Below are 22,628 nucleotides of genomic sequence, written 5' to 3'. Positions count from 1 at the left end.
CTCTTCCCCTCCCCCCTCGAGAGGCAGGGCTGTTTCATTCTAAAATTTTTGGTTAAGAGAGAGTAATGAGTAACGAGTAATAAGTAATGAGTTTTGATAATTTAAAATGATTAATTGATTGTTTTAAGATTTTTTACTATTACTTAAAATCTGCAAGTCAAAAATCCCCCCATCTCCCCCTCCCCTTATCTCCCGCTCTTTTTTCTTTCTCGAAAATGAAATAGCTCTGGGATAAAGAGGGGTTTGTCTCTTTTTACAACCTCTAATTATCAATACTGATTTGCCCTTGACGAAGAATTTGCCAATCTGAACCTGTCCATTTAACTACTGTGGAAGCAATACCAGAAATTTTCAGGTTTTTCACCTCTAAGGCATAAACAGAAGGAAATTTATCTGCAATATCATACATATCTGTTAACGCTGATTCTCCTGAGAGATTGGCACTGGTGGTAGCTAATGCCCCTGTTTTTCCTAATATTTCCTGTGCGATCGCATCTTTGGGAACTCTAACACCAATACTATGAGGATTAAGAGGATTCATGGTGGGAGGAATCTTGTCTGATGCAGGTAAAACCATGGTTAATGCACCGGGTAAGTGTTGTTGAGCCAAATTTTGCCAAATGTTTAATTCTTCAGGTGTGCCTTTTACATATTGCCAAATTTCTTCAATACTGCTTGTCATTAAGATTAAAGGTTTTTCTAAACTCCTTTGCTTTAATTCAAAAATTAATTCACTATGACTAGGTTTGACCGCTAAAGCTGGTAATGTATCGGTAGGAAAGCTAACTACTTGAGAGGCGATCGCCTTTTCTATTAAAGTGTCAAGATTAACTAAAGGCATAATCAAGATTTGAAATTTGAAGTTTTAGGTAGTGAATAATAGTTGAGAATTTTATTTTTAATTCTTCATTAATTTACCATCTTAGGTTAATCTTTTCTAGGGAAAGATAATTTATATATAAATTCAGGAGAATCTCGTGGAACGTACTTTTATTATGATCAAACCCGACGGCGTACAACGTAACTTAGTTGGGGAAATTATCAAACGTTTTGAACAAAAAGGCTTTACCCTCGCGGGATTAAAACTCATGCAGGTATCCCGTGAGTTAGCCGAAAAACATTACGATGTTCACAAAGAAAGACCCTTTTTCAATAGCTTAGTGGAGTTTATTGTTTCCTCTCCCGTAGTAGCAATGGTTTGGCAAGGAGAAGGGGTTGTGGCTTCTGCTCGTAAATTAATTGGTGCAACTGATCCTTTAGCCGCCGAACCCGGTACTATTAGAGGTGATTTCGGGATTGAGATCGGACGTAATATTATTCACGGTTCAGATGCCATTGAAACCGCCCAAAGAGAGATTAGCTTATGGTTTAGTGAAGAAGAAATTTGCTCTTGGGAAAACTCTATGAAACCTTGGTTAAAAGAGTAGTTAATTGAGTAGTAAGTAATAAGTAATGAGAAAGGAAATGGGAGAAATGAGGAGATAATTAACCGTTTTAAATTCATCATTATTTGGGCTAATTTTAAGATAAGCTAAGGGGAAGATTAAAAGGAGATAAATATTTTATGAGCAAAATTGAAGAAGTCAAAGCCCAAATCAGACAAGGAAATTTAGAAGAAGCAATGGCGATCGCTATTTCAGAAGCCATGAAAATAGAGATTATGACGGCTAATATCAACGGTGATGACTCCACAGCTTGTCATAGTTTAATCGATTTATTAGAAAATGAGATCGAGCATCAATTAGGAGACAAAAGTTTAGAAAATATCCACTTTGAAGAACTAGAAAATGCTCATAATCATATTTTGCAAAACGTGCAAAGTTTACAACAAATGTTTGTAATATTAAAGCAAAATTATCAAGAATTATCTTAATTATTATTATTTATAGTTACTATTGGGTTTGCGAATAAATCTTAGAAAAAAGGCGTATTTACTATGAAAAATTATGAAAAGATGAAGGAACTAATCAAAGAGAATAAGTTGCAAGAAGCTCTACTTTTAGCTTTTAGTAATAGTTTAAAATTGAAAATAACTACCAAATCTAAGGGAAAGAAAGAAGATGTTATCGAAACTTTGATTAATCTTGTTAGGGGAATAAGTAACAAAGTTAGCGATCCAGACTTAATTAATAATTCTACTTCAAATAATCCAGATACAATTAATATTGTTGATTTTCATGAAAGACAAAGACAGTTAGCCTACGAAACTTGGCACAAAAATAGGGAAACCCTGATCGGAATTTTACAAATAATTTCTGGCAATTCTACTAGCATTAATAAGTTTAAAAAATCAGAAAATAATGTTATTTCCATTAAAGGAAAGACAGAACAAAAAGAAACTGATTTCCAAGATTTTGATTTTGCACAAGAAGAATTAGACAACCACCAACCCCAAGAAGAAGAAGGAAATTGGTTAGATAACATTGTTGATAGCATTGTTGGTGGAGAAGAAGACGAAATGTCTCATACGGAAAACTCAGAACAAAACTGGGGTGACTTTATCACAGAAGATGAGGAAGAAGAGTCCGCAGAAGTTATTATTAATTCCGAAGAAGAAAACTGGGATGAATTTATCGATAACGATTATTCAGAAGACTCTATTGCTAATAGTAATGGAGCTAACATAGATAAATCTTCTGATGGAGGAGAGTGGCAAGAATGGTTAGAGGAAGATTCTGTATCCTCGGAGAATGAAGAAGTAATTAATAATGCCGTGACAGATAATCCATCAAACCTAGAAGTTGGAGAAGAATGGCAAGAATGGTTAGAAAATGAAGATAATTCAGATGATGAGATTATAACTCATGACGAAATGGAAGAAATTGATTGGAATGATGAAGACTGGCAAGAGGAAAAAATTAATTGAAGAAGGCAAAAAGCAAAGGGCAAAGGGCAAAACCCCCTTTATTCCTCTTAAATAGGGGGAGAAGGGCAAAGGTAAATAGTGAATAGTGAATAGTTGATAATTAAAAATTAAGAATTAAGAATGAAAAACCACGAATACTAATTACTTGTTTCCCCCTCTCCCCTCATCCCCTCATCCCCCTATCCCCAACACCTCCAACCTGAAACCAGATACCTACGTTTATCCGATATTCTTAAACCGAACTGAGGTTTAGTTAAGATTTAGTAAATTTTAAACTACCCCATGTTAATTTTTGTTGCAAAGTCTTGACATCTCCTGACTTTGCTGCTTCTTTTACTTCTTGAATATACTTAGCATTTGCGATCGCATCTTCTTGAGAACGAGAACTGGTTTCAAAGCATTTTTCAAGGGCTTGATAGATACCGACACGACGAACCTTAGTAAAAAATTGTCTTTCAATATCAAGTAACTTGGTCATTAATTCCAAGTGCATAGCATCTCCCTCGCACAATTCCTCTAGCAATTGCCATTCTTCACTGCCCAAAAGATTATTTCCCGCCCCAACACGAGGATCAAAAAATTCTTTCCCTGTTACTTCTTGATAAATGCGGGGTAAGCTATCCTCAAATTCGTGCTTTTCCTCCAACCAAATACGACGAATTTCGCTTAACTCCTCTGTGGTAATTAACTCTAAATTCTGGAATTGAGGGGGGGCATTTTTCTGAACACTTACCTGTGCTTCTAATAGTTTTCTTAACCAATATTCCCGCCACTGTTTGAGATAAGGACCATGAATCGGTTGTATAGATTCTTCTTCTCCATTATTACGGGTAAATAATTCTACTTTGCCATAAATACGCCGAAAATCTCGTTTATCTTTATCATCTCGAATATCTAATTCATTACGCAAATCTAGCAAAGGTTGTAACCAATCCTTATCTTCATCGTTTTGAATCATTGCTTCCATGGATTTATCTTTACTTACCATCGTGCATACCCAACAACCAAAGCGAGAATCACCACAACTAGGAGTAGAAGTATCCACCACTAAGGGGCATTCATTATCGGCAGTAGCACCTCGATAGAGAGTAAATAAATCTTGATTATCTCCTCCCCAAGGATTTTGATATTGCAATAAATATAGCCAAACTTCATCGGTACGCCAATCTTCAATGGGTGTATAAATATAGGAATTGGGCAAACGAGAGTTAATATTCAAACGTTCTCTAAATCTTCCCTTGGCGTGTTTTTCCATACTTCTCGCCCTAGTAATACTTTCCGCTTTACGAGTGCCTAAAACTAAAATTACCTCTCCATAGCAACGCACATTTTCTTTGATAAAATTTTCCGCAGGTTGGATTTTCATTCTTTCTGTACACCAACGAAAACCATTACGAGGAGCAGGGTAGCCTTTGCCAATTAAACAAACCCAAAAAGTGTTTTTTACCGCAGGATATATTAAATGAGGCTCGAAGGGCATATTTTTTTCTTGTGCAGTTTTTTTGATCCTTTCGAGACAATTCTTCACCCAATGGGCAACCACTGGATTCTCTACCTGTGTATCTGTTGTAATTATATAGATTTTTTTGTGGCGTTTATTTTCTGGTAAAGATGCGATCGCATTCCAGATTAGTTGTAAAATACAGGAACTATCTTTGCCCCCGCTATAACCAATAATCCAAGGAAGAGAATCTTGACAGTATAGCTCTTGAATTTCCGCCGTCAACATTTCAATATCATTTACCAATTCCTCTAAACTGCGAGGGGGAAAAAGTGGAATTTGTTGAGTATTCATGGCAAAAATTGAGAAAAAGGAACAAAGGATAATTACAATAGTCTTAACCAAGAGTTTAACAAGATATTAGCTATCATGGGAGTAAACTAATTCATATTTTTTGGCAAATTACTATTACTTCTAATTGTTATACTAATAATATTCCTTGTTTTTTTATATTAGGAATTCTTAATTATTTTACAATTAATTTTACCATAAATACAGATTTTTATTAAATCAAAACATGAATTTTGTTCATAAAAATAAAACTTCTAATGTAAAACAAAAATTGACAAAAAATTGCTACTATTCTAAAACAAAAAAATTGAATAAAAAGCAATTTAGAAAAAAAGATTATCCATGGAAAAGATATGGAAAATATTATAAATGGAAGTTACTAAGATTAAGGGAACATCCCCATAAAATTGCGAGAGGCTTTGCGGTAGGAGTCTTTTCCGGATGCTTACCCCTAATGGGTTTGCAATTTTTAATAAGTCTTTTATTAGCTTTTATAGTCAGAGGAAATAAATTCACAGCTTTAATGGGTACTTGGATTAGTAATCCCTTTACCTATGTCCCTTTATTTATATTTAATTTTCATGTGGGTAAAATTATCTTAGGTTTTTTTATCAGTAATCAAGACTTACAATTTAATTGGCAATCATGGCGTGAATTTGCACAAATGGGAACGGAAATAACTGTCACTCTATTATTTGGATCTGTCATTGTAGGAATAGTTTTTGCTACCATTGCTTATCATTTTATATTACGTTTACTATATCATTGGAAAAAAAACAAATTATAATTTGACGACCTCTACATTTTCTAGATAGAGTATTTCTGTTTCCACTTCCCTGAAAATGCGTTTATAACAACTTTTTTCCCGCTCATTATATGCTGATTTTAGACACAAAATTGGTTCAATAAAAGATTTTTTTAAAGCACAATTACCGATATATTTCTCAATTTCATTAACTATATCTTCTTGATTATTTTTTTCTTGCTTAAACCAATTAAACAATAAATTATTTTCAGTTATTTTCCCTATCAATATAGAGTGATGACTTTTATCAAAAGAAGTAATGATGTTTTTTAACCAGCTATCTTTTGGATAATATTCAATCTTTAATAAAATAAAGACATCTCCCTTCAAATTACCCAACAAGTTATTTATTTCAGAAAAGCTAGTAATTGTAGAATCTAAAAAATTAATATTAATTTCTATCTGATTTTTAAAAAATTCTAAACATTGACTCTTTTGCAATTCCAACTCTCTATTTAGCTTCTTCAAATTGACTCGCTTATTATTGCCAAATACCACTAAAGAGTAATATTTATTCATCATTAAATTATTAATCAAGTAATTTTATTTAATTGCTTTTATTTTTCCTCGGTAATTTGCTCTTTTCTTTGATTCTGTAATAAAGGAATTTTTCTTTGTGCAGGAGGAAATTCAGAGGTATCTATTTCTTCCTCCTTTTGAGCATCTGCGGTATTTTGAGAATTTGGTATTGCGTTTTCAGTATTTGCAGAGTTTTCTGGGGGTGTTGTGTTAGTTTGATTTGGATTTACGTTAGATTGACCATTCTGAGGCAAAGCAGGAGGAGTAGGAGGTTGTCTTTCTTGAATAATAGCAGTTTTTTTAGATTGACCACAAATACCCGATAAATTGATTTGATTTCCATTCGCATCAATAAGATAACATAATGGTCTAGCAGAAATACTCTTAGTTGTTACCGTTAAAAGAAAAAGACTTGATAAAAATAGTAAGGAAAAAAGAGATTGATGAAGAGATAAAATACTTTGTAATAGTTTTTGACAGTTATTCATCTTGAGAAAAATTAAAAATAAAATTATTTTTCAATCATAATTATAATCTCATCTAATAGCAATTTATTTGATTTAATACAAGTCTCCCCAAACCCCGTTTTTAAGCAGAGTTTTTCACAGTCGACATCAAAACGTTTGACCGTCATCACCAACTTTTCAAACTAAATTAACCCCAATTTCGCTTAACAATATCAGATAAGATCAGGTTTCAGGTTCTCTGATTTTTACATTTAGTAAGAAAGATTAAAAAAAAGAGGCTTGAGTGCCAGTGAATTTTGGGAATTTGAAGATATAAAAAAAACACCACTAGAGCATGACGAAAACTATACTGGTCTAAAGTACAGCTATAAACCAGAAAATCACCACTTAACTTATAGAAAGTGATGATTCAATGGAAGATAGAATTGTAAAGGAAGAATGTTAAAGCTGGCATGGAACTATTGTCCCACTCGGTCTCCCAAGCAGTATCGTCGCCGCTACTATGTTTCACCCACGAGTTCGGGATGGTTCGTAGTGGTTCCATAGTGCTAGTCACACCAGCTATACTCTCGAAGGAATAACCTTCAAGACTGCATAGAATTTCATAGTTCTTTAGGTCAAGATGACGGTCTATTAGTACACTTCGGCTTCATACATTACTGCACTTCCACCTTGTGCCTATTAACGGGTCTTCTTCCCGTGACCTTACACCAGAACACTCATCTTGAGGTGGGCTTCCCACTTAGATGCTTTCAGCGGTTATCCTCTCCGCACTTGGCTACCCTGCGTTTACCGTTGGCACGATAACAGGTACACCAGCGGTGCGTCCTTCCCGGTCCTCTCGTACTAAGGAAGGCTCCTCTCAATGTTCTCACGCTTACACCGGATATGGACCGAACTGTCTCACGACGTTCTGAACCCAGCTCACGTACCGCTTTAATGGGCGAACAGCCCAACCCTTGGGACGTACTTCCGCCCCAGGTTGCGATGAGCCGACATCGAGGTGCCAAACCTCCCCGTCGATGTGAACTCTTGGGGGAGATCAGCCTGTTATCCCTAGAGTAACTTTTATCCGTTGAGCGACGGCCCTTCCACACAGCACCGTCGGATCACTAAGACCGTGTTTCCACCCTGCTCGACTTGTTGGTCTCGCAGTCAAGCTACCTTCTGCCTTTGCACTCTTCGACTGATTTCCAACCAGTCTGAGGTAACCTTTGTACGCCTCCGTTACCATTTTGGAGGCGACCGCCCCAGTCAAACTACCCACCTGAAACTGTCCTCATTCGAGTTAGAATTCTAGCTAGCAGAGAGTGGTATCTCACCGTTGGCTCTGTATCCCCCACAAGGAATACTTCTACGCCTCCCACCTATCCTGCGCACTGCCAGCCCGAACACAATTCCAAGCTATAGTAAAGCTTCATAGGGTCTTTCTGTCCAAGTGTAAGTAGTCCGTATCTTCACAGACAATCCTATTTCGCCGAGCCTCTCTCCGAGACAGCTCCCAGATCGTTACGCCTTTCGTGCGGGTCGGAACTTACCCGACAAGGAATTTCGCTACCTTAGGACCGTTATAGTTACGGCCGCCGTTCACCGGGGCTTCAGTCGCTAGCTTCACTTTCGCTGACCAACTTCTTTAACCTTCCGGCACTGGGCAGGCGTCAGCCCCTATACCTCCTCTTTCGAGTTTGCAGAGACCTATGTTTTTGCTAAACAGTCGCCTGGGACTCTTCACTGCGACCACCTCTCGGTGGCACCCCTTCTCCCTAAGTTACGGGGTCATTTTGCCGAGTTCCTTGGAGAGAGTTACCTCGCTCCCCTTCGTATTCTCTACGTGCCCACCTGTGTCGGTTTCGGGTACCGGGACTTAATTTCTCACATTACTACAGCTTTTCTTGCCACTATCTTTCCACACTCACGATTACTCGCTCCCAATCCACTCAGGGTGTGCTTAGTTTTCATGGGTCCCTGTAGCAACTCCAATTAAGCACGCAGGAATATTTACCTGCTTGCCATCGACTACGCTATTCGCTTCGCCTTAGGTCCGGGCTAACTCTCCACGGACGAACCTTCTGGAGAAACCCTTGGGGCTTTCGGGGTTAGGGATTCTCACCCTAATTTTCGCTACTTAAGCCGACATTCTCACTTCTATCTCGTCCACATCTGCTTGCCGCTAATGCTTCACCCTTAATAGAACGCTCCCCTACCACTACAATGTAGTCCATAGCTTCGGTGACTAACTTAGCCCCGTTCATTTTCGGCGCAGGAGCGCTTGACCAGTGAGCTATTACGCACTCTTTCAAGGATTGCTGCTTCTAGGCAAACCTCCTGGTTGTCTAAGCACTCCCACCTCCTTTCTCACTTAGTTAGTACTTGGGGACCTTAGCTGATGGTCTGGGCTGTTTCCCTCTTGACGATGAAGCTTATCCCCCACCGTCTCACTAGTGCTACCATTCATCGGTATTCTGAGTTTGTCTCATCTTGGTACCGGTCTCCCAGCCCGCAACGAAACAGTGCTTTACCCCCGATGACCTTTCACACCGCTGCGCCTCAACACATTTCGGGGAGAACCAGCTAGCTCTTGGTTCGATTGGCATTTCACCCCTAACCACACCTCCTCCGCCAATTTTTCAACATTGGTCGGTTCGGACCTCCACTACCTGTTACGGTAGCTTCATCCTGGACATGGTTAGATCACCAAGGTTCGGGTCTACAAACCGTGACTTCTCGCCCTTTTCGGACTCGGTTTCCCTTTGGCTTCGACTTTTCGTCTTAACCTGCCACGACCTGTAAGTCGCCGGCTCATTCTTCAACAGGCACACGGTCATCCCTTCTAATGGGACTCCCATTGCTTGTAAGCCGATGGTTTCATGTTCTTTTTCACTCCCCTCCCGGGGTTCTTTTCACCTTTCCCTCGCGGTACTTTTCTCTATCGGTCACACAGTAGTATTTAGCCTTACCACGTGGTCGTGGCTGATTCACCAGGGATTCCACTTATCCCTGACTACTCGGGATTCACCTATGCTTCGTCGGTTTTCAATTACAGGACTTTCACCTTCTTTGGTCTAGTTTTCAGCTAGTTCATTTAACCTTCTCTGTCATGTTTTGGTGTCCCACTACCCCATTCTCCTTAGACAATGGTTTAGGCTTTTCCCGCTTCGCTCGCCGCTACTAAGGGAATCACTTTTGTTTTCTCTTCCTCTGGCTACTAAGATGTTTCAGTTCACCAGGTTCGCTCATCACCTTTTAGGTGTGTTTTTAGGGTTGCCCCATTCGGACATCCTCGGCTCTACGTCTGCTTCCGACTCCCCGAGGCTTTTCGCAGGTTGCTACGTCCTTCTTCGCCTCTGTGTGCCTAGGTATCCACCATCGGCCCTTCTTTTCTTGACCTTAATCTTCCCTATTTTTCTATGCAGTTTTCAAGGCTCTCACTGAACTTTTTGTTCAGCAGTAGTGACTTTTCACCGTGCTAAACTCGTTCTTCTGGAGGTAAGCGGACTCGAACCGCTGACATCCTGCTTGCAAAGCAGGCGCTCTACCAACTGAGCTATACCCCCAATGGGCCATCCTGGACTTGAACCAGGGACCTCACCCTTATCAGGGGTGCGCTCTAACCACCTGAGCTAATAGCCCCAACACCTCTTTCTTTATTTTTCTAGCCCTCCCCATTTCCTTGCTGACTTCTTCTCGAAGTCTCCCTTAAAGGAGGTGATCCAGCCACACCTTCCGGTACGGCTACCTTGTTACGACTTCACCCCAGTCACTAGTCCCACCTTCGGCGTCTCCTTCCACTTGGGTTAGAATAACGACTTCGGGCGTGACCAACTTCCATGGTGTGACGGGCGGTGTGTACAAGACCCGGGAACGGATTCACCGCAGTATGCTGACCTGCGATTACTAGCGATTCCTCCTTCATGCAGGCGAGTTTCAGCCTGCAATCTGAACTGTGGCTGGGTTTGATGAGATTCGCTCCACCTCGCGGTTTCGCTCCCCTTTCGTCCCAACCATTGTAGTACGTGTGTAGCCCAAGACGTAAGGGGCATGCTGACTTGACGTCACTCCCCACCTTCCCCCGAGTTCTCCCCCGGCGGGTCTCCCCTAGAGTCCCCAACTTAATGCTGGCAACTAAGGACGAGGGTTGCGCTCGTTGCGGGGACTTAACCCAACATCTCACGACACGAGCTGACGACAGCCATGCACCACCTGTCTCTGCGTTCCCTTAGGCACTCTCAGATTTCTCCAAGATTCGCAGGATGTCAAGCCTTGGTAAGGTTCTTCGCGTTGCATCGAATTTAAACCACATACTCCACCGCTTGTGCGGGTCCCCGTCAATTCCTTTGAGTTTCACACTTGCGTGCGTACTCCCCAGGCGGGATACTTAACGCGTTAGCTTCGGCACAGTCCTTCTAACAGCACTACGCCTAGTATCCATCGTTTACCGCTAGGACTACAGGGGTATCTAATCCCTTTCGCTCCCCTAGCTTTCGTCCCTCAGTGTCAGTATATGCCCAGTAGAGCGCCTTCGCCACTGGTGTTCTTCCTAATCTCTACGCATTTCACCGCTACACTAGGAATTCCCTCTACCCCTACTATACTCTAGCTCTTCAGTTTCCACTCCCTTTCCGAAGTTGAGCTTCGGTCTTTGAAAGCAGACTTGAAGTGCCACCTACGGACTCTTTACGCCCAATGATTCCGGATAACGCTTGCATCCTCCGTATTACCGCGGCTGCTGGCACGGAGTTAGCCGATGCTTACATTAGGTACCGTCATTTTTTTCTTCCCTAAGTTTTGAGGTTTACAACCCAAGAGCCTTCCTCCCTCACGCGGTATTGCTCCGTCAGGCTTTCGCCCATTGCGGAAAATTCCCCACTGCTGCCTCCCGTAGGAGTCTGGGCCGTGTCTCAGTCCCAGTGTGGCTGCTCATCCTCTCAGACCAGCTACTGATCGTCGCCATGGTAAGCCTTTACCTCACCATCTAGCTAATCAGACGCGAGCCCCTCTCTAGGCGATAAATCTTTTACCTATTCGGCTCATCCGGTATTAGCAGTCGTTTCCAACTGTTGTCCCCGACCTTGAGGCAGGTTCTCACGCGTTCCTCACCCGTCCGCCACTAGCTCCGAAGAGCCCGTTCGACTTGCATGTGTTAGGCATACCGCCAGCGTTCATCCTGAGCCAGGATCAAACTCTCCATAGTGGTTGTTACTTACAATTACTTGCTTTCACTACCTGATTCCTGTTTTTTGTTTTTCAATTAAATGAATTGAACAAGGATTTGTATTTGGTTATGATGGCTAGAAAAATATTGAATTATCGAGGTTCGTGGTGTGTCAGAGTTGAGCGTGTGGCTCAATCGCACAAATACTAATATAACTAACCTTTTTTAAAATGGCAACTTTTTTTCTACATTTTTTTCTTCTTTCTTGTTCATTATTCGCTAAAACCTATATATTGCAACTGTTTAAGGTTTTTAAGATTTTTCTTGTTTTTTTGAGCTAGGAACGTCGATGGGTGTTTTTGGGGGGTGTAAGGATTAAATCGGAGAGGTACAGTATTGGTAAAGTTGTTGTGTTTTATTCAGAATGACAATTCAAAGACTGAAATAATGTTCTAGCCTCATTTCAATGTCGGCTTTTATGGAAAATCATAAATAGGAGTTGATAAAAAATGGTGTCATCGAGGATGGGTATGGGCTTTAAGGTTTATTAATTTAGGAATTTGGCATAATGATTTTCTTGATTTTGGACGGACGAATGCTTGATTTTTAGGGGAAAAAGAGTATTTCAATAATATGTTTTAATGTTTAACAGCTTAAAATTTTAACTTTTATAGGCTTTGGACAAGTGTAAACGCTAAATAGAAAAGTGTGCATTATCTACCTTAGGTTATTCGCTTTTTGGTTGCTGGCTAGGCGGAAGGTCAATGAATACTTTTTGTCCAGGCATTACACCGCTTAACACTTGAGTTTTGTCGTCAACGGATGCTCCGATAGTTATAGGTTGAAATTCGGGTTCGTTTTCTTGGTTAGGTATCATGACTCCTGTTTGCCCTTTTTCTGTAACAATTGCCACTGTCGGTACAACTAATACATTATCTAGTTGCCTACCAATAAAGTTAACTTCCACATTCATTTTGGACAGTAATTTTTCTTTTCCCGTAAGAATATCTATTTTGACTTCAAAAGAAGTGACGTTTTGTTCGATGATGGCTTCAGGGGCGATCGCTCTTACTACTCCTTGAAATGTTTGATTGGGATAAGCATCGGCAACAATTTCGACGGGTTGACCTATTTGAATTTGATTGAGGTCTATTTCTGGGACTTTAGCGACAATTTCTAATCCTCTAGCTAGGGCAACGATAGATGTAGAAGTGGCAGAAGCAGTACTCGATGCTGATGTGGTAGGAGTAACGAAAGCACCTTCAGTGGCAAATCTTTGGGTGATAATACCGTCAAAAGGGGCAGTAATAAAGCTATCTTGATATTGAATTTTTGCGATTTCTAAATCAGCTTTTGCTGATTCCACATTAGCTTTTAGCTTTTCAATTTCTGCTTGTCTTCTTACTTGTCTTTCTTCAAGGGCGATTTTGACTTCACCAACAGATGCTTCTAAACGTTTTATTTCTGGATCTTCTGTGGCTTGTAATTCTTGCAACCTTTGTAAAACCTCTTGAATGTCGGCTTGGGCTACTAAATATTGATTCGCTAGTTGGTCAAATTGATCTTGACTGATTGCACCTTCTTTTAAAAGATTTTCGTTTCTTTTGAGTTGGGTTTCTGCTAGTCTTAATCGTGATTCAGCTTCTTTAAGTTGCGATCGCACTTGATCCATTTGTTTGGGTATTCTTTGTTTTGATTCTTCTAATCGTGCGACTGCTTGGGCTAATTGAGCGGATAATGCTTGTATTTCACCTTGTATTCTTATGTCCGTTTCTTGCAAGGCGGATTGAGCTTCCTTAAGTCTGGCTTCCGCTTGAATTCCTTGAACGTATAATTCTTCATTTTCCATGACCGCTATTGGTTGACCTTTTTTGACAATCACCCCTTGATCAACTAATAATTTAACAATGCGTCCGGGATTTTTGGGACTGATATTGACGCTCTGAATGGGTTCTACTGTACCACTGGCTTGAATTTCCAGAGCAATATTTTCTCTTTGAACAGTAACAGTATATTGATCAATGATATTGGAAGTTTTAGGACGATTTATCGAGGAATAGGCAATCCCTACTATTAATAAAATACCACCAGTCATTATTCCAAAAATCCAAGGAAGAGGATTTTTTTGTTTTTCTGAGTTACTCACGGTCATAAATTGGTTTACACCGAAATCAATAGGTCATAATCTTTTTCTACAAAGTTAACAAATTTAAGCTCAGTTGTGATGTGGAGAATCAACTAAAAGAATTAAGACTTTGTAGTGTTGGGTTATTAAACCCAACAAAATACATTTTGAAGGAAGGATTAAATTATAGACGTTTATCTCGATCACGACGGCGGCGATCGCGCCATTCAAGGGTGGTAAGATATAGGATGCCACCACTAACGAAAACTAGCAAGGCGAGGGCAACGATAAATAAAACATTAAATAAGGGACTAAATTCCACGATTTAAAAGCCTTTACGCCCCCATACTACCATTGCGATCGACCATGTGAAAAGAGATAAAATGCCTACCCATCCTAATGTAAGAATATCCATATTGTTAATTTTTTTATACTTAATTTAGAGCTTTAACGGTCATATATCATATCATTTCCTTGTCCGATACATCAACTATCCTGATTTGAGTTATGGGTTCAAAGTTTAAATTAGTAGAGATTGAATGAAAAACTGCCACAAATCTATTTATATCAATAATTTAATAAACTTATTTACTCAAAATTTTGAAAACATTTTATTAACTCTTAATCGTAGATTGGGATTACTAATCCAAAGGTTATAAAAATAGACGAATAAAATGACTAAAAAACAAATAAAACCTAAAGTATTATAAGTGTTAATAATTCGTTCAATACCCCAATCATGTTGATTTCTTAAAATATTCAAATCTCCACCAGAATCACCTCTACCACTCCAAAAAGTCCCCCAAGGAATTTGACTTTTACCAACTTTTATTTTTTGCCATCTTGTCCAACTCCCCCAGAAAGTGATCATTCCCCAAATAAGGAAAATATATCGCCAAAATTCCCAATAAAAACGTTGAGGTAAATTCCAATAAAAACTGATAATGAAAAGAGTACTTAAATAAAATTCCCCTCCAATACCAGCAAAAGCTAATAACATTCCATAAGTAGAGCGGGATATAGTCCAAGTCAAAATAAACTGTAAAAAGATTAAAAATACAAGAAAAATTATGATATATTTTTTGTTTTCTTTCCAAGTACTATAGATAGTTAACAGTAACAAAAATAAAATACCAAAATAAACAAATAAAGAATGCTCGAAAGAAACGATAGTTGCCGCAAATGTTACCATCGCTCTATAACCTGAAAACCATGCTAAAGTTGCGTGTCCTAACTCATGAATCCAGACACTGATAAACCATACTAATGGATCGATAAAATTGATAGCAAAGGCAATAAAAAATGCGATGGGTAAAGCATAAGTATTAGTTTTTATTTCTGCTTCTGCAAGGAAAATATCTTGATTATAATTAGCAAGTTTATCGGGACTAATATTTGGTAGTATTTTAAATTCTGTTTGCCAAATAATCTGATTTTTATGACCAAAATTTATTAAAACTATTTTGGTTTCTTCCTTAATTAATTTTGTTAAATAATCATAAACTAATTTAACTATTTGTGATTTTTTTATTTTAGTCAAATTCCTAAATTTTAAGAGAATATGATCAGGATATGATTCAACTTTTATTCTTACCCCTAAATACAGTAACTCTTTATTTAAAGTTTTAGTTAAGTAAATGTCAAATTGTTTAGTTTGCGTTTTTTCTTTATTTTTCTGCTCTTTCTGTTTATATTCTGTTAATTGTAGGTATGCCTGACGAATACTAACTAATTCTTCTTTTTCTCCAGACTTTAACTTTTCCGCTACTAATGAATAGTAGTGCTTATCGATCTCAGCAAGAGTAAGATCATTATCTATGTTTAATATTTTATAGCATTGCTCAATGCTTAAGTTATCCATATCAAGTTAAAGTAGAAGATAAATAGTGAGTTGATTGACCCATAAATTTATCTCCCTTATATTTTTAGTTTTAATTTGTGTTGACTAGGTACATAGTTTTTCTTTCTTGACAGCCTCATTTGCTCGAAAACCAACTAATACAGCCTGATTATTTTTCACAAATAAAGGTCTTTTCAATAGCATAGCATCTTTGGCAAATGCCTTAATCCAATCTGCTTCTGTCCAAGAGTTTTTTTCTTCGCCTAATGCCCGATAAGACATCCCCGATGTGTTACGCATGGACTTTACACCTAAAGTATTTACCCACTCTTTTATCATTTTTTCTTGGGGAGGATTTTCTTTAGTATTAATGAACTGGTAAGTAACATTATTTTCCTCTAGCCACTGTATGGCTTTTTTACACGTTCCACAATTGGGAATACCATATACATAAAGGGTCATATTTATTGCTGAAATCTGTTGTTAACTGACAAACAATAAATATTCTACCTTTAATTTTCATTAATAGTTGAGGATTTAATTTTTGCATTTTAAATATTCTTTCACTGCTTATAAATCAATTAAACTAATGCTATATTGATAGAATATTAATTCTTTAATTAAGTTGTATTTAGTTTATCAAATCATTACTATTAATCAGTGAATAAAGTCGATTATCTTCGTATTAGTCTTATCGATAGGTGTAATTTTCGTTGTCAGTATTGTATGCCTGAAGGAGAAGAATTAAAATACCTTTTATCTTCAGAGATTCTTTCGTGTTCAGAATTATTAATATTGTTAAAAGAGGTATTTATTCCCTTGGGTTTCACTAAATTTCGTTTGACTGGGGGAGAACCTTTATTGCGCCCAGATTTACGAGAAATAATCGAAGAAATTAATCTTTTACCTGAGACACAGGATATTGCTTTAACTACTAATGGTTATTTATTAACAGAACAAGCACAGATTTTGTATGATGCTGGTTTAAGGAGAATTAATATTAGTTTAGACTCTCTTAATCCGAAAAATTTTGATCTTATTATTGGGAGGAAAAATCGTAATTTTTGGCAAAAAACGTGGTTAGGAATACAGAAGGCTTATGAAGTAGGATTTAATCCTTTAAAGTTAAATGTGGTGATTATTCCTAATATTAATGATCATGAAATTTTAGATTTAGCTCAATTAACCATTGATAAAAATTGGCACGTTAGATTTATTGAATTTATGCCCATTGGCAATGAAAAATTATTCACTGAAAAAGCATGGATTCCCTCAGAGGATATTAGAGAAATGATCAGGAAAAAATGGGGTTTAGAAGAGGCAAATATTTTGGGGCATGGTCCAGCAGATGTATTTAAAATACCTAATAGTAAGGGGACATTAGGTTTTATTTCACAAATGTCAGAGTGCTTTTGCGATCGCTGTAATAGAATTAGGCTTTCTGCGGATGGTTGGTTAAGACCTTGTTTATTGAATGAAACTGGACAAATTAATTTAAAAAATGATTTGAGAAAAGGAATTACAACGGAAGAAATAAGAAAAAAAGTAGCTGATTTATTATTAATAAAGCCTGAAATAAATTTTAAAGAAAGAAATTCTGGTACTGATAGTGGTATTTATAAACGTACGATGTCTCAAATAGGAGGTTAGTTTTATTTTATCGAATAAGTGCGATCGAAGAAAAATAATAGAATGAGTAATTGATGAATAATGCTTTGTTTTTAAGATTAATAAATTTTTAAGAACCTTAATTAATAGCTAGTTAAAACTATTATCTGTAATTTTTTTATTGAGATAAAAAGCCAGTGAGCAGTAAGGGTATTAAAATTAACAGAAATATAATTAAAAAAGCATTTTCTGGAGCTAGGGGAATTTCATTTTTTTCTCTTTTCACCATAATAAAACCTCTTGATATTTTTGTTTAATATAAATTTCTAGCAGTAAAATAAAATTGTAGTGATAAGAAAAAAATTAGTTATTCGCATTTTTTATTAACTTTTAACTTTCAATCAATTAAATGATACTGCTAGTGATGTTTTGATTATATCAATTACAAACTTTTATTTAGTTATTTGTAAAAAAACTCATCAGAGCTCGATGATTGCTGATAGCTGACAATGAGAAAATATTGCTTAGATAATTAAATTCCTAATCTTTCATAAATAACATCAAGATTTGCTAAATGTTGATTAGGGTCAAAGCAGGTATTAATATCTTCTTGTGATAATAATTCTGTGACTTCATTATTATTCTCAATCAGTTTACGGAAATTACCGTTTTCAGTATTCCATGCTTGATGAGCGCATCCTTGAACTACTCGATAAGCATCTTCTCTACTCATGCCTTTGCTTACCAATGCCAAAAGGACTTTTTGCGAAAAAATAACCCCACCATAAACATTCATATTTCTTGCCATATTCTCAGGATAAACTAGGAGATTTTGCACAAGATTAGTGGTTTCTTTGAGCATAAAATGAGTCAAAATACAAGTGTCAGGAAGAATGACTCTTTCTACTGAACTATGAGAAATATCTCTTTCGTGCCATAAAGCAACGTTTTCTAAAGCCGCAACTGCATTTCCTCTGATAATTCTTGCCATACCCGTAATTCTTTCACTACGAATGGGATTACGTTTATGGGGCATTGCCGATGAACCTTTTTGCCCTTTGGAAAAGTATTCTTCTACTTCTAAAACATCGGTACGTTGTAGGTTACGAATTTCTACGGCAAAACGTTCTAAGGAAGCCGCTAATAATGCTAATTGCTGTACAAATTCCCCATGGCGATCGCGCGATATAACTTGAGTGGAAGCGGTGTCAGGTTGTAATCCTAGTTTAGAACAGGCGATCGCTTCTATTTGGGGATCGATGTTTGCATAAGTTCCCACTGCTCCCGAAATTTGTCCTACAGCAACATCCTGACGTAATTTGACGAGGCGATCGCGGTGACGACGCATTTCTGCTAACCAACCAGCCAATTTAAAGCCAAATGTAATGGGTTCAGCATGAATACCATGGGAACGCCCCACCATGATAGTATAACGATGTTTTTGGGCTTGATAACGAATAGCTTGGATCGTTTCTTCCACACACTCCAAAATCAAGTTTAAACTTGCTACCATCTGTAATGCTAAAGCAGTATCTAGCATATCAGAACTGGTCATGCCCAAATGAATATATCTTCCCGCATCTCCTACATATTCATTTACATTAGTCAAAAAAGCAATTACATCGTGGCGAACTTCCGCTTCAATTTCCAATACTCGCTTTACATCAAAGTTAGCTTTTGCTTTAATTTCCTCTACCGCCTCCGCAGGAATTTTACCTAATTCTGCTTGAGCTTCGCACACGGCAATCTCTACTTGTAACCAAGTTTTCAATCGATACTCGTCTGTCCAGATAGCCCCCATTTCGGGCAAAGTATAGCGTTCAATCACTGCAATAATTTCGCTTTTCTTGCAAATACAACTGTTATATTCTACCGAAAAAAAGACAAGGGGCAAAGATTTCAACTATTCAGTTTTTAAGTTTTATTGCATTATCTAACCTTAGTTCGGTTTAAGAATATCGGATAAGGTTAGGTGTTGAGGTATTAGGGGAATGGGCAATAGTGATAATATTTTGATGTCTCAATTCCTTATTTCTCAATGGTTTTTTCCTTGAACTCAGATAGGGTATAAATAAGAGACAAAACTTTGTTTAAAAATTAGTTTGTTAATGAAAAAAAAATTAATTATCTTCACTCGTTATCCAGAAATAGGTAAAACAAAAACTAGATTAATTCCAGCAATTGGAGCAGAAAAAGCCTGTTTTTTCCATAAGTCAATGACAGAAATGACGGTGAAAAAAACTGACAAATTAAAAGAAATAGTTGATGTGGATGTTAGTGTTTATTTTGCTGGTGGTAATCAAACTTTAATGAAAGCATGGTTGGGAAATAATTATAATTATTATCCTCAAAACGGCGATAATTTAGGAGAAAAAATGTATTCTGCTTTTGCTGATAGTTTCAAAAATAATTTCTCTCATGTGGTTTTAATCGGAACAGATTGTATTGATTTGGATGAAAATATCTTAAATGATACTTTTAATCAACTGAATTTTTATGATTTAGTCATAGGAAAAGCTGAAGATGGTGGCTATTATTTAATTGCTTTAAAACAGCTAAAAAAAGAATTATTTACTAATATAAAATGGGGGACTGATTCTGTTTTTGAAACCACAGTTGAGACTGCATCTCAATTAAAATATAGTATTTATCAATTACCTACTTTAAGAGACATCGATCGCCCCGAAGACTTACAATATTTAGAGAGTAAGATTATCAGTGAGGAAAAATGACTAACTCCAGAAACGTCTATGGAAAACCCTTAAAAACTTGTTGCACATCACCAATGACAGGATTTTATCGTAGCGGTTGTTGTGACACAGGATTAGAAGATAGAGGTTTACATACCGTATGCGCACAGGTAACAGAAGAATTTTTGCTTTACAGCAAGAAACAAGGTAATGACTTAATTACCCCCGTGTCGATGTTTAATTTTCCCGGTTTAAAAGCAGGGGATAAATGGTGTTTATGTGTTAGTCGTTGGGTAGAAGCCCTAAAAGCAGGATTTGCACCCCCAATTATCCTTGAGGCTACCCATGAAAAAACCCTTGAGTTTGTCCCATTAGAAATATTACAGGAATACTCTATAGATTAACAGGAATTATTTTTAAAACATCTTCTACCTGACGGTAAAATTCCACAAGGCGATCGCCGTTCAGGTGTACTTCATTCGTAGGATAATTGTTTAATACTTCTATAATACTAATATCATCATTTTCTAGGGCAGAAGTAACTAAAGCCCCCCTCAAAGATTCTCGACTGGCTTTTTTACTAGGGGTAGTAATCACCTCACCAAATAAATCCAAAATAAAACCACCCACAGGATTATTCAGCATTTTAGAAAGAGTTACCCCATTAACCGCAATCGGTTTACATAAAACATTATTGATGCGATCGGAACTTTGATTCGATAAGCGGATATAATAACTTAAAGTAGTAGAAATTTCGCCAGTATCACAGAACACCGTCATATCGGAAACAGGGAGAGATTCTTGCCACATTCCATATTTAAGAATAACTTTTTCTGAGGCATTTACAGGGAAAACAAACCCTAACATAGTGGAAGAAAAAGCAACAATCCCCAAACAACGAAAAAAAAGCAGTTGCATTGAAGATAATCGATATTTGCTATTAGTGCGAGATGTTTTGATATATTTTATATCCATTCTTATAGTATTTTCCTCTCAACCTCAAAGTATTATCTTAAACCGAGGTTAAATAACTTTCATTAATTAACTATATCCATCAGACGCACAAGTTAAGCAAAAGTTCAATCTTAATCACCTGAATTCTACATAACATTGTCGGCTAAGGTAGGCAAGAGGAAAAACCCCTCCGTGTCTCCCCTTAAAAGAGGAGAAGGGCAAGAGTCAAAAGTGTTTAATTAACTTCTCACCGTTTAGAAAACAATAGTGAAAATTGCAGAATTTCTTTCATAGTCTAATTTCGCACTTAGACTATAAGCCTAACGGCAAGGCTACTACCTAATTGTGTTACTTAGTTTCCCTTTCCCACTTTTAGGATACTTAAGATACGGGGCTTACAAGACGGGGCTTACAAGCTCTGCCCACAGGTGGCAGAGACAGCCCCTTCCCCTGAACCAAGTTCAGGTGACAGCCCCTCAAGGATTTACGTTTTTACCACCTTATTGATTTATATTCTACAAATTTCTACAGATTTAGGTCAACTGTTTTAACCCCAACACCCTAATGTCCTAATTCCCCAATCCCTTGACACCTGACACTTTTACACCACCAAAAATTTTCTATTGAATTCAGTTAATTAAATTATTTCCCCATACCTAATTGTTGGGCTTTTTGATAAACTTTACCTTCTGTTAATAAAGAAGGTGCGATTACCACTTCAACTTCCTGCATTTCTTTTATATTTTTAGCCCCTAAAGTACCCATACTGGTTTGTAATGCACCTAAAAGATTATGAGTACCATCATCTAATTTTGCAGGACCTCTAAGGATTTCTTTAATTGTACCAGTAGTACCAACATTAATTCTAGTACCACGAGGAAGAACAGGGCTAGGAGTTGCCATACCCCAGTGGAAACCACGGCCAGGGGCTTCTTCTGAACGAGCAATGGGTGAACCAATCATCACAGCATCGGCACCACAAGCGATACATTTACAAATATCCCCTCCAGTAATAATGCCACCATCAGCAATAATCGGCACATATTTACCTGTTTCTTTCTCAAAATCATCCCTAGCGGCGGCACAGTCAGCCACAGCAGTTGCTTGAGGTACACCAACACCAAGTACTCCTCTTGACGTACAAGCGGCACCAGGACCAATTCCCACTAAAACACCTGCCGCACCTGCTTTCATCAGATTTAAAGCAACATCATAAGTAACACAGTTACCAAGAATGACGGGCATAGGCATTTCGGCACAAAAACCAGCTAAATCAAGGGGAGTGATAGATTCAGGGGATAAATGGGCTGTAGAAACTACTGTTGCTTGAATGAAGACTAAATCGGCTCCAGCTTCTGCAACTACTTTTCCGTATTGACTAGCACCGGCAGGGGTGAAACTAACGGCGGCAATCCCTTTTTGTTCTTTGATTTCAATAACTCTTTGTTTGATTAATTCCGGTTTAATTGGCTCACTATATAATTCCTGCATTAAGCCCACAAATTCTGATTTGCCAACAGAGGCAATGCGATCGAGAATGGGGTTAGGATCTTCATAACGGGTTTGAATACCCTCTAAATTAAGGACTCCTAAAGCTCCTAATTCAGAGAGTAATACTGCCATTCTTACATCAACAACACCATCCATCGCACTGGCAATAATGGGAACTTCTCTTTCAATACCCCCTAAATTAACACGGGTGTCTGCTAAACTAGGGTCGAGGGTTCTATTTCCCGGTGCTAATGCAATTTCGTCTATACCATACGCTCTACGAGCGGATTTGCCACGTCCTATAATAATACTCACTTTA

General features: G+C 37.7%; 19 protein-coding genes, 2 tRNA genes and 3 rRNA genes. 7 read left to right on the top strand and 17 right to left on the bottom strand.

Annotated elements, in window-relative coordinates; genetic code table 11:
- Nucleotides 1-262 precede the first annotated feature (262 nt).
- Nucleotides 263-841, bottom strand: coding sequence for an L-threonylcarbamoyladenylate synthase (locus tag CYAN10605_RS10400; protein WP_015219895.1), 579 nt, complete (start codon nt 839-841; stop codon nt 263-265).
- Nucleotides 842-977: 136 nt separating this feature from the next.
- Here CYAN10605_RS10400 and ndk point away from each other — a divergent pair, with 136 nt between their 5' ends.
- From ndk to CYAN10605_RS10385, 3 genes are all read left to right on the top strand, one after another.
- The gene (gene ndk / locus CYAN10605_RS10395; RefSeq protein WP_015219894.1) at nt 978-1,427 is read left to right on the top strand and encodes a nucleoside-diphosphate kinase; all 450 of its coding nucleotides are present in this window, start codon (nt 978-980) and stop codon (nt 1,425-1,427) included.
- A 137-nt stretch (nt 1,428-1,564) separates the two neighbouring features.
- Nucleotides 1,565-1,873 carry a hypothetical protein gene (locus tag CYAN10605_RS10390; RefSeq protein WP_015219893.1) on the top strand — a complete coding sequence of 103 codons (309 nt, stop codon included), beginning with the start codon at nt 1,565-1,567 and terminating at the stop codon, nt 1,871-1,873.
- 63 nt (nt 1,874-1,936) lie between these two features.
- Nucleotides 1,937-2,866 carry a hypothetical protein gene (locus CYAN10605_RS10385; RefSeq protein ID WP_015219892.1) on the top strand — a complete coding sequence of 310 codons (930 nt, stop codon included), beginning with the start codon at nt 1,937-1,939 and terminating at the stop codon, nt 2,864-2,866.
- Between the two features lie 253 nt (nt 2,867-3,119).
- Here CYAN10605_RS10385 and dndC read toward each other — a convergent pair whose 3' ends face one another.
- Nucleotides 3,120-4,661 (bottom strand): DNA phosphorothioation system sulfurtransferase DndC, encoded by a 1,542-nt coding sequence (gene dndC / locus CYAN10605_RS10380; RefSeq protein WP_015219891.1) that lies wholly within the window; start codon nt 4,659-4,661, stop codon nt 3,120-3,122.
- 304 nt (nt 4,662-4,965) lie between these two features.
- Between dndC and CYAN10605_RS10375 the strand changes: the two genes are divergently transcribed.
- Entirely contained in the window at nt 4,966-5,445 is a 480-nt protein-coding gene (locus CYAN10605_RS10375; protein WP_241212761.1) for a DUF2062 domain-containing protein, read from the top strand.
- Here the strand turns inward: CYAN10605_RS10375 and CYAN10605_RS10370 are convergent.
- The 12 genes from CYAN10605_RS10370 to CYAN10605_RS10325 form a co-directional block, all read right to left on the bottom strand.
- Nucleotides 5,440-5,985 carry a hypothetical protein gene (locus CYAN10605_RS10370; RefSeq protein WP_150108950.1) on the bottom strand — a complete coding sequence of 182 codons (546 nt, stop codon included), beginning with the start codon at nt 5,983-5,985 and terminating at the stop codon, nt 5,440-5,442. The genes CYAN10605_RS10375 and CYAN10605_RS10370 overlap by 6 nt on opposite strands.
- Nucleotides 5,986-6,020: 35 nt before the next feature.
- Complete coding sequence (locus CYAN10605_RS10365; RefSeq protein ID WP_015219888.1) at nt 6,021-6,470, bottom strand: hypothetical protein; 450 nt, start codon at nt 6,468-6,470, stop codon at nt 6,021-6,023.
- Between the two features lie 424 nt (nt 6,471-6,894).
- Nucleotides 6,895-7,011 (bottom strand): 5S ribosomal RNA (rrf, locus tag CYAN10605_RS10360).
- A 51-nt stretch (nt 7,012-7,062) separates the two neighbouring features.
- Nucleotides 7,063-9,836: ribosomal RNA gene (locus CYAN10605_RS10355) — 23S ribosomal RNA — on the bottom strand.
- A 94-nt stretch (nt 9,837-9,930) separates the two neighbouring features.
- Nucleotides 9,931-10,003, bottom strand: a tRNA-Ala gene (locus CYAN10605_RS10350).
- Nucleotides 10,004-10,005: 2 nt separating this feature from the next.
- A tRNA-Ile gene (locus CYAN10605_RS10345) sits at nt 10,006-10,079 on the bottom strand.
- A gap of 68 nt (nt 10,080-10,147) precedes the next feature.
- A 16S ribosomal RNA gene (locus CYAN10605_RS10340) occupies nt 10,148-11,640 on the bottom strand.
- The 16S, 23S and 5S rRNA genes sit together here with 2 tRNA genes alongside, the layout of an rRNA operon.
- Before the next feature lie 688 nt (nt 11,641-12,328).
- The gene (locus CYAN10605_RS10335) at nt 12,329-13,753 is read right to left on the bottom strand and encodes an efflux RND transporter periplasmic adaptor subunit (protein ID WP_015219887.1); all 1,425 of its coding nucleotides are present in this window, start codon (nt 13,751-13,753) and stop codon (nt 12,329-12,331) included.
- Nucleotides 13,754-13,910: 157 nt separating this feature from the next.
- Nucleotides 13,911-14,048 (bottom strand): hypothetical protein, encoded by a 138-nt coding sequence (locus CYAN10605_RS18860; RefSeq protein WP_155084708.1) that lies wholly within the window; start codon nt 14,046-14,048, stop codon nt 13,911-13,913.
- A 3-nt stretch (nt 14,049-14,051) separates the two neighbouring features.
- Complete coding sequence (gene petN, locus CYAN10605_RS18160) at nt 14,052-14,141, bottom strand: cytochrome b6-f complex subunit PetN (protein WP_015219886.1); 90 nt, start codon at nt 14,139-14,141, stop codon at nt 14,052-14,054.
- Nucleotides 14,142-14,318: 177 nt separating this feature from the next.
- On the bottom strand, nt 14,319-15,587 hold the full coding sequence (locus CYAN10605_RS10330) for a molecular chaperone DnaJ (protein WP_015219885.1): 1,269 nt from the start codon (nt 15,585-15,587) through the stop codon (nt 14,319-14,321).
- 84 nt (nt 15,588-15,671) lie between these two features.
- Nucleotides 15,672-16,028 (bottom strand): Spx/MgsR family RNA polymerase-binding regulatory protein, encoded by a 357-nt coding sequence (locus tag CYAN10605_RS10325; RefSeq protein WP_015219884.1) that lies wholly within the window; start codon nt 16,026-16,028, stop codon nt 15,672-15,674.
- Between the two features lie 198 nt (nt 16,029-16,226).
- On the opposite strand from CYAN10605_RS10325, the gene moaA reads away from it, so the two are divergent.
- Nucleotides 16,227-17,216, top strand: a complete 990-nt coding sequence (gene moaA / locus CYAN10605_RS10320; protein ID WP_015219883.1) for a GTP 3',8-cyclase MoaA — start codon at nt 16,227-16,229, stop codon at nt 17,214-17,216.
- Between the two features lie 490 nt (nt 17,217-17,706).
- Here moaA and purB read toward each other — a convergent pair whose 3' ends face one another.
- A complete protein-coding gene (gene purB, locus CYAN10605_RS10315) occupies nt 17,707-19,002 on the bottom strand; it encodes an adenylosuccinate lyase (protein WP_041922812.1) in 1,296 nt (431 codons plus the stop codon).
- A gap of 280 nt (nt 19,003-19,282) precedes the next feature.
- On the opposite strand from purB, the gene CYAN10605_RS10310 reads away from it, so the two are divergent.
- Complete coding sequence (locus CYAN10605_RS10310) at nt 19,283-19,906, top strand: TIGR04282 family arsenosugar biosynthesis glycosyltransferase (RefSeq protein WP_015219881.1); 624 nt, start codon at nt 19,283-19,285, stop codon at nt 19,904-19,906.
- Nucleotides 19,903-20,268 (top strand): DUF2237 family protein, encoded by a 366-nt coding sequence (locus CYAN10605_RS10305; protein ID WP_015219880.1) that lies wholly within the window; start codon nt 19,903-19,905, stop codon nt 20,266-20,268. The genes CYAN10605_RS10310 and CYAN10605_RS10305 overlap by 4 nt, the downstream gene beginning before the upstream one ends.
- On the opposite strand, the gene CYAN10605_RS10300 is transcribed toward CYAN10605_RS10305, so the two are convergent.
- Nucleotides 20,258-20,839, bottom strand: coding sequence for an alpha/beta hydrolase (locus tag CYAN10605_RS10300; protein WP_015219879.1), 582 nt, complete (start codon nt 20,837-20,839; stop codon nt 20,258-20,260). The genes CYAN10605_RS10305 and CYAN10605_RS10300 overlap by 11 nt on opposite strands.
- A 621-nt stretch (nt 20,840-21,460) precedes the next feature.
- The gene (locus tag CYAN10605_RS10295; RefSeq protein WP_015219878.1) at nt 21,461-22,624 is read right to left on the bottom strand and encodes a GuaB3 family IMP dehydrogenase-related protein; all 1,164 of its coding nucleotides are present in this window, start codon (nt 22,622-22,624) and stop codon (nt 21,461-21,463) included.
- Nucleotides 22,625-22,628: the final 4 nt, after the last annotated feature.

Origin of the sequence: Cyanobacterium aponinum PCC 10605 (assembly GCF_000317675.1) — a bacterium.
Taxonomy (GTDB): Bacteria; Cyanobacteriota; Cyanobacteriia; order Cyanobacteriales; family Cyanobacteriaceae; genus PCC-10605.
This window is presented reverse-complemented; position numbering and strand designations above follow the sequence as displayed.

What these genes read in the sequence shown, in the direction of transcription:
- CYAN10605_RS10400 (WP_015219895.1), bottom strand. Translation starts at nt 841, where the DNA reads ATGCCTTTAGTTAATCTTGACACTTTAATAGAAAAGGCGATCGCCTCT.
- CYAN10605_RS10390 (WP_015219893.1), top strand. Translation starts at nt 1,565, where the DNA reads ATGAGCAAAATTGAAGAAGTCAAAGCCCAAATCAGACAAGGAAATTTA.
- CYAN10605_RS10385 (WP_015219892.1), top strand. Translation starts at nt 1,937, where the DNA reads ATGAAAAATTATGAAAAGATGAAGGAACTAATCAAAGAGAATAAGTTG.
- dndC (WP_015219891.1), bottom strand. Translation starts at nt 4,661, where the DNA reads ATGAATACTCAACAAATTCCACTTTTTCCCCCTCGCAGTTTAGAGGAA.
- CYAN10605_RS10370 (WP_150108950.1), bottom strand. Translation starts at nt 5,985, where the DNA reads ATGATGAATAAATATTACTCTTTAGTGGTATTTGGCAATAATAAGCGA.
- CYAN10605_RS10365 (WP_015219888.1), bottom strand. Translation starts at nt 6,470, where the DNA reads ATGAATAACTGTCAAAAACTATTACAAAGTATTTTATCTCTTCATCAA.
- CYAN10605_RS10335 (WP_015219887.1), bottom strand. Translation starts at nt 13,753, where the DNA reads ATGACCGTGAGTAACTCAGAAAAACAAAAAAATCCTCTTCCTTGGATT.
- petN (WP_015219886.1), bottom strand. Translation starts at nt 14,141, where the DNA reads ATGGATATTCTTACATTAGGATGGGTAGGCATTTTATCTCTTTTCACA.
- CYAN10605_RS10330 (WP_015219885.1), bottom strand. Translation starts at nt 15,587, where the DNA reads ATGGATAACTTAAGCATTGAGCAATGCTATAAAATATTAAACATAGAT.
- CYAN10605_RS10325 (WP_015219884.1), bottom strand. Translation starts at nt 16,028, where the DNA reads ATGACCCTTTATGTATATGGTATTCCCAATTGTGGAACGTGTAAAAAA.
- CYAN10605_RS10310 (WP_015219881.1), top strand. Translation starts at nt 19,283, where the DNA reads ATGAAAAAAAAATTAATTATCTTCACTCGTTATCCAGAAATAGGTAAA.
- CYAN10605_RS10305 (WP_015219880.1), top strand. Translation starts at nt 19,903, where the DNA reads ATGACTAACTCCAGAAACGTCTATGGAAAACCCTTAAAAACTTGTTGC.
- CYAN10605_RS10300 (WP_015219879.1), bottom strand. Translation starts at nt 20,839, where the DNA reads ATGGATATAAAATATATCAAAACATCTCGCACTAATAGCAAATATCGA.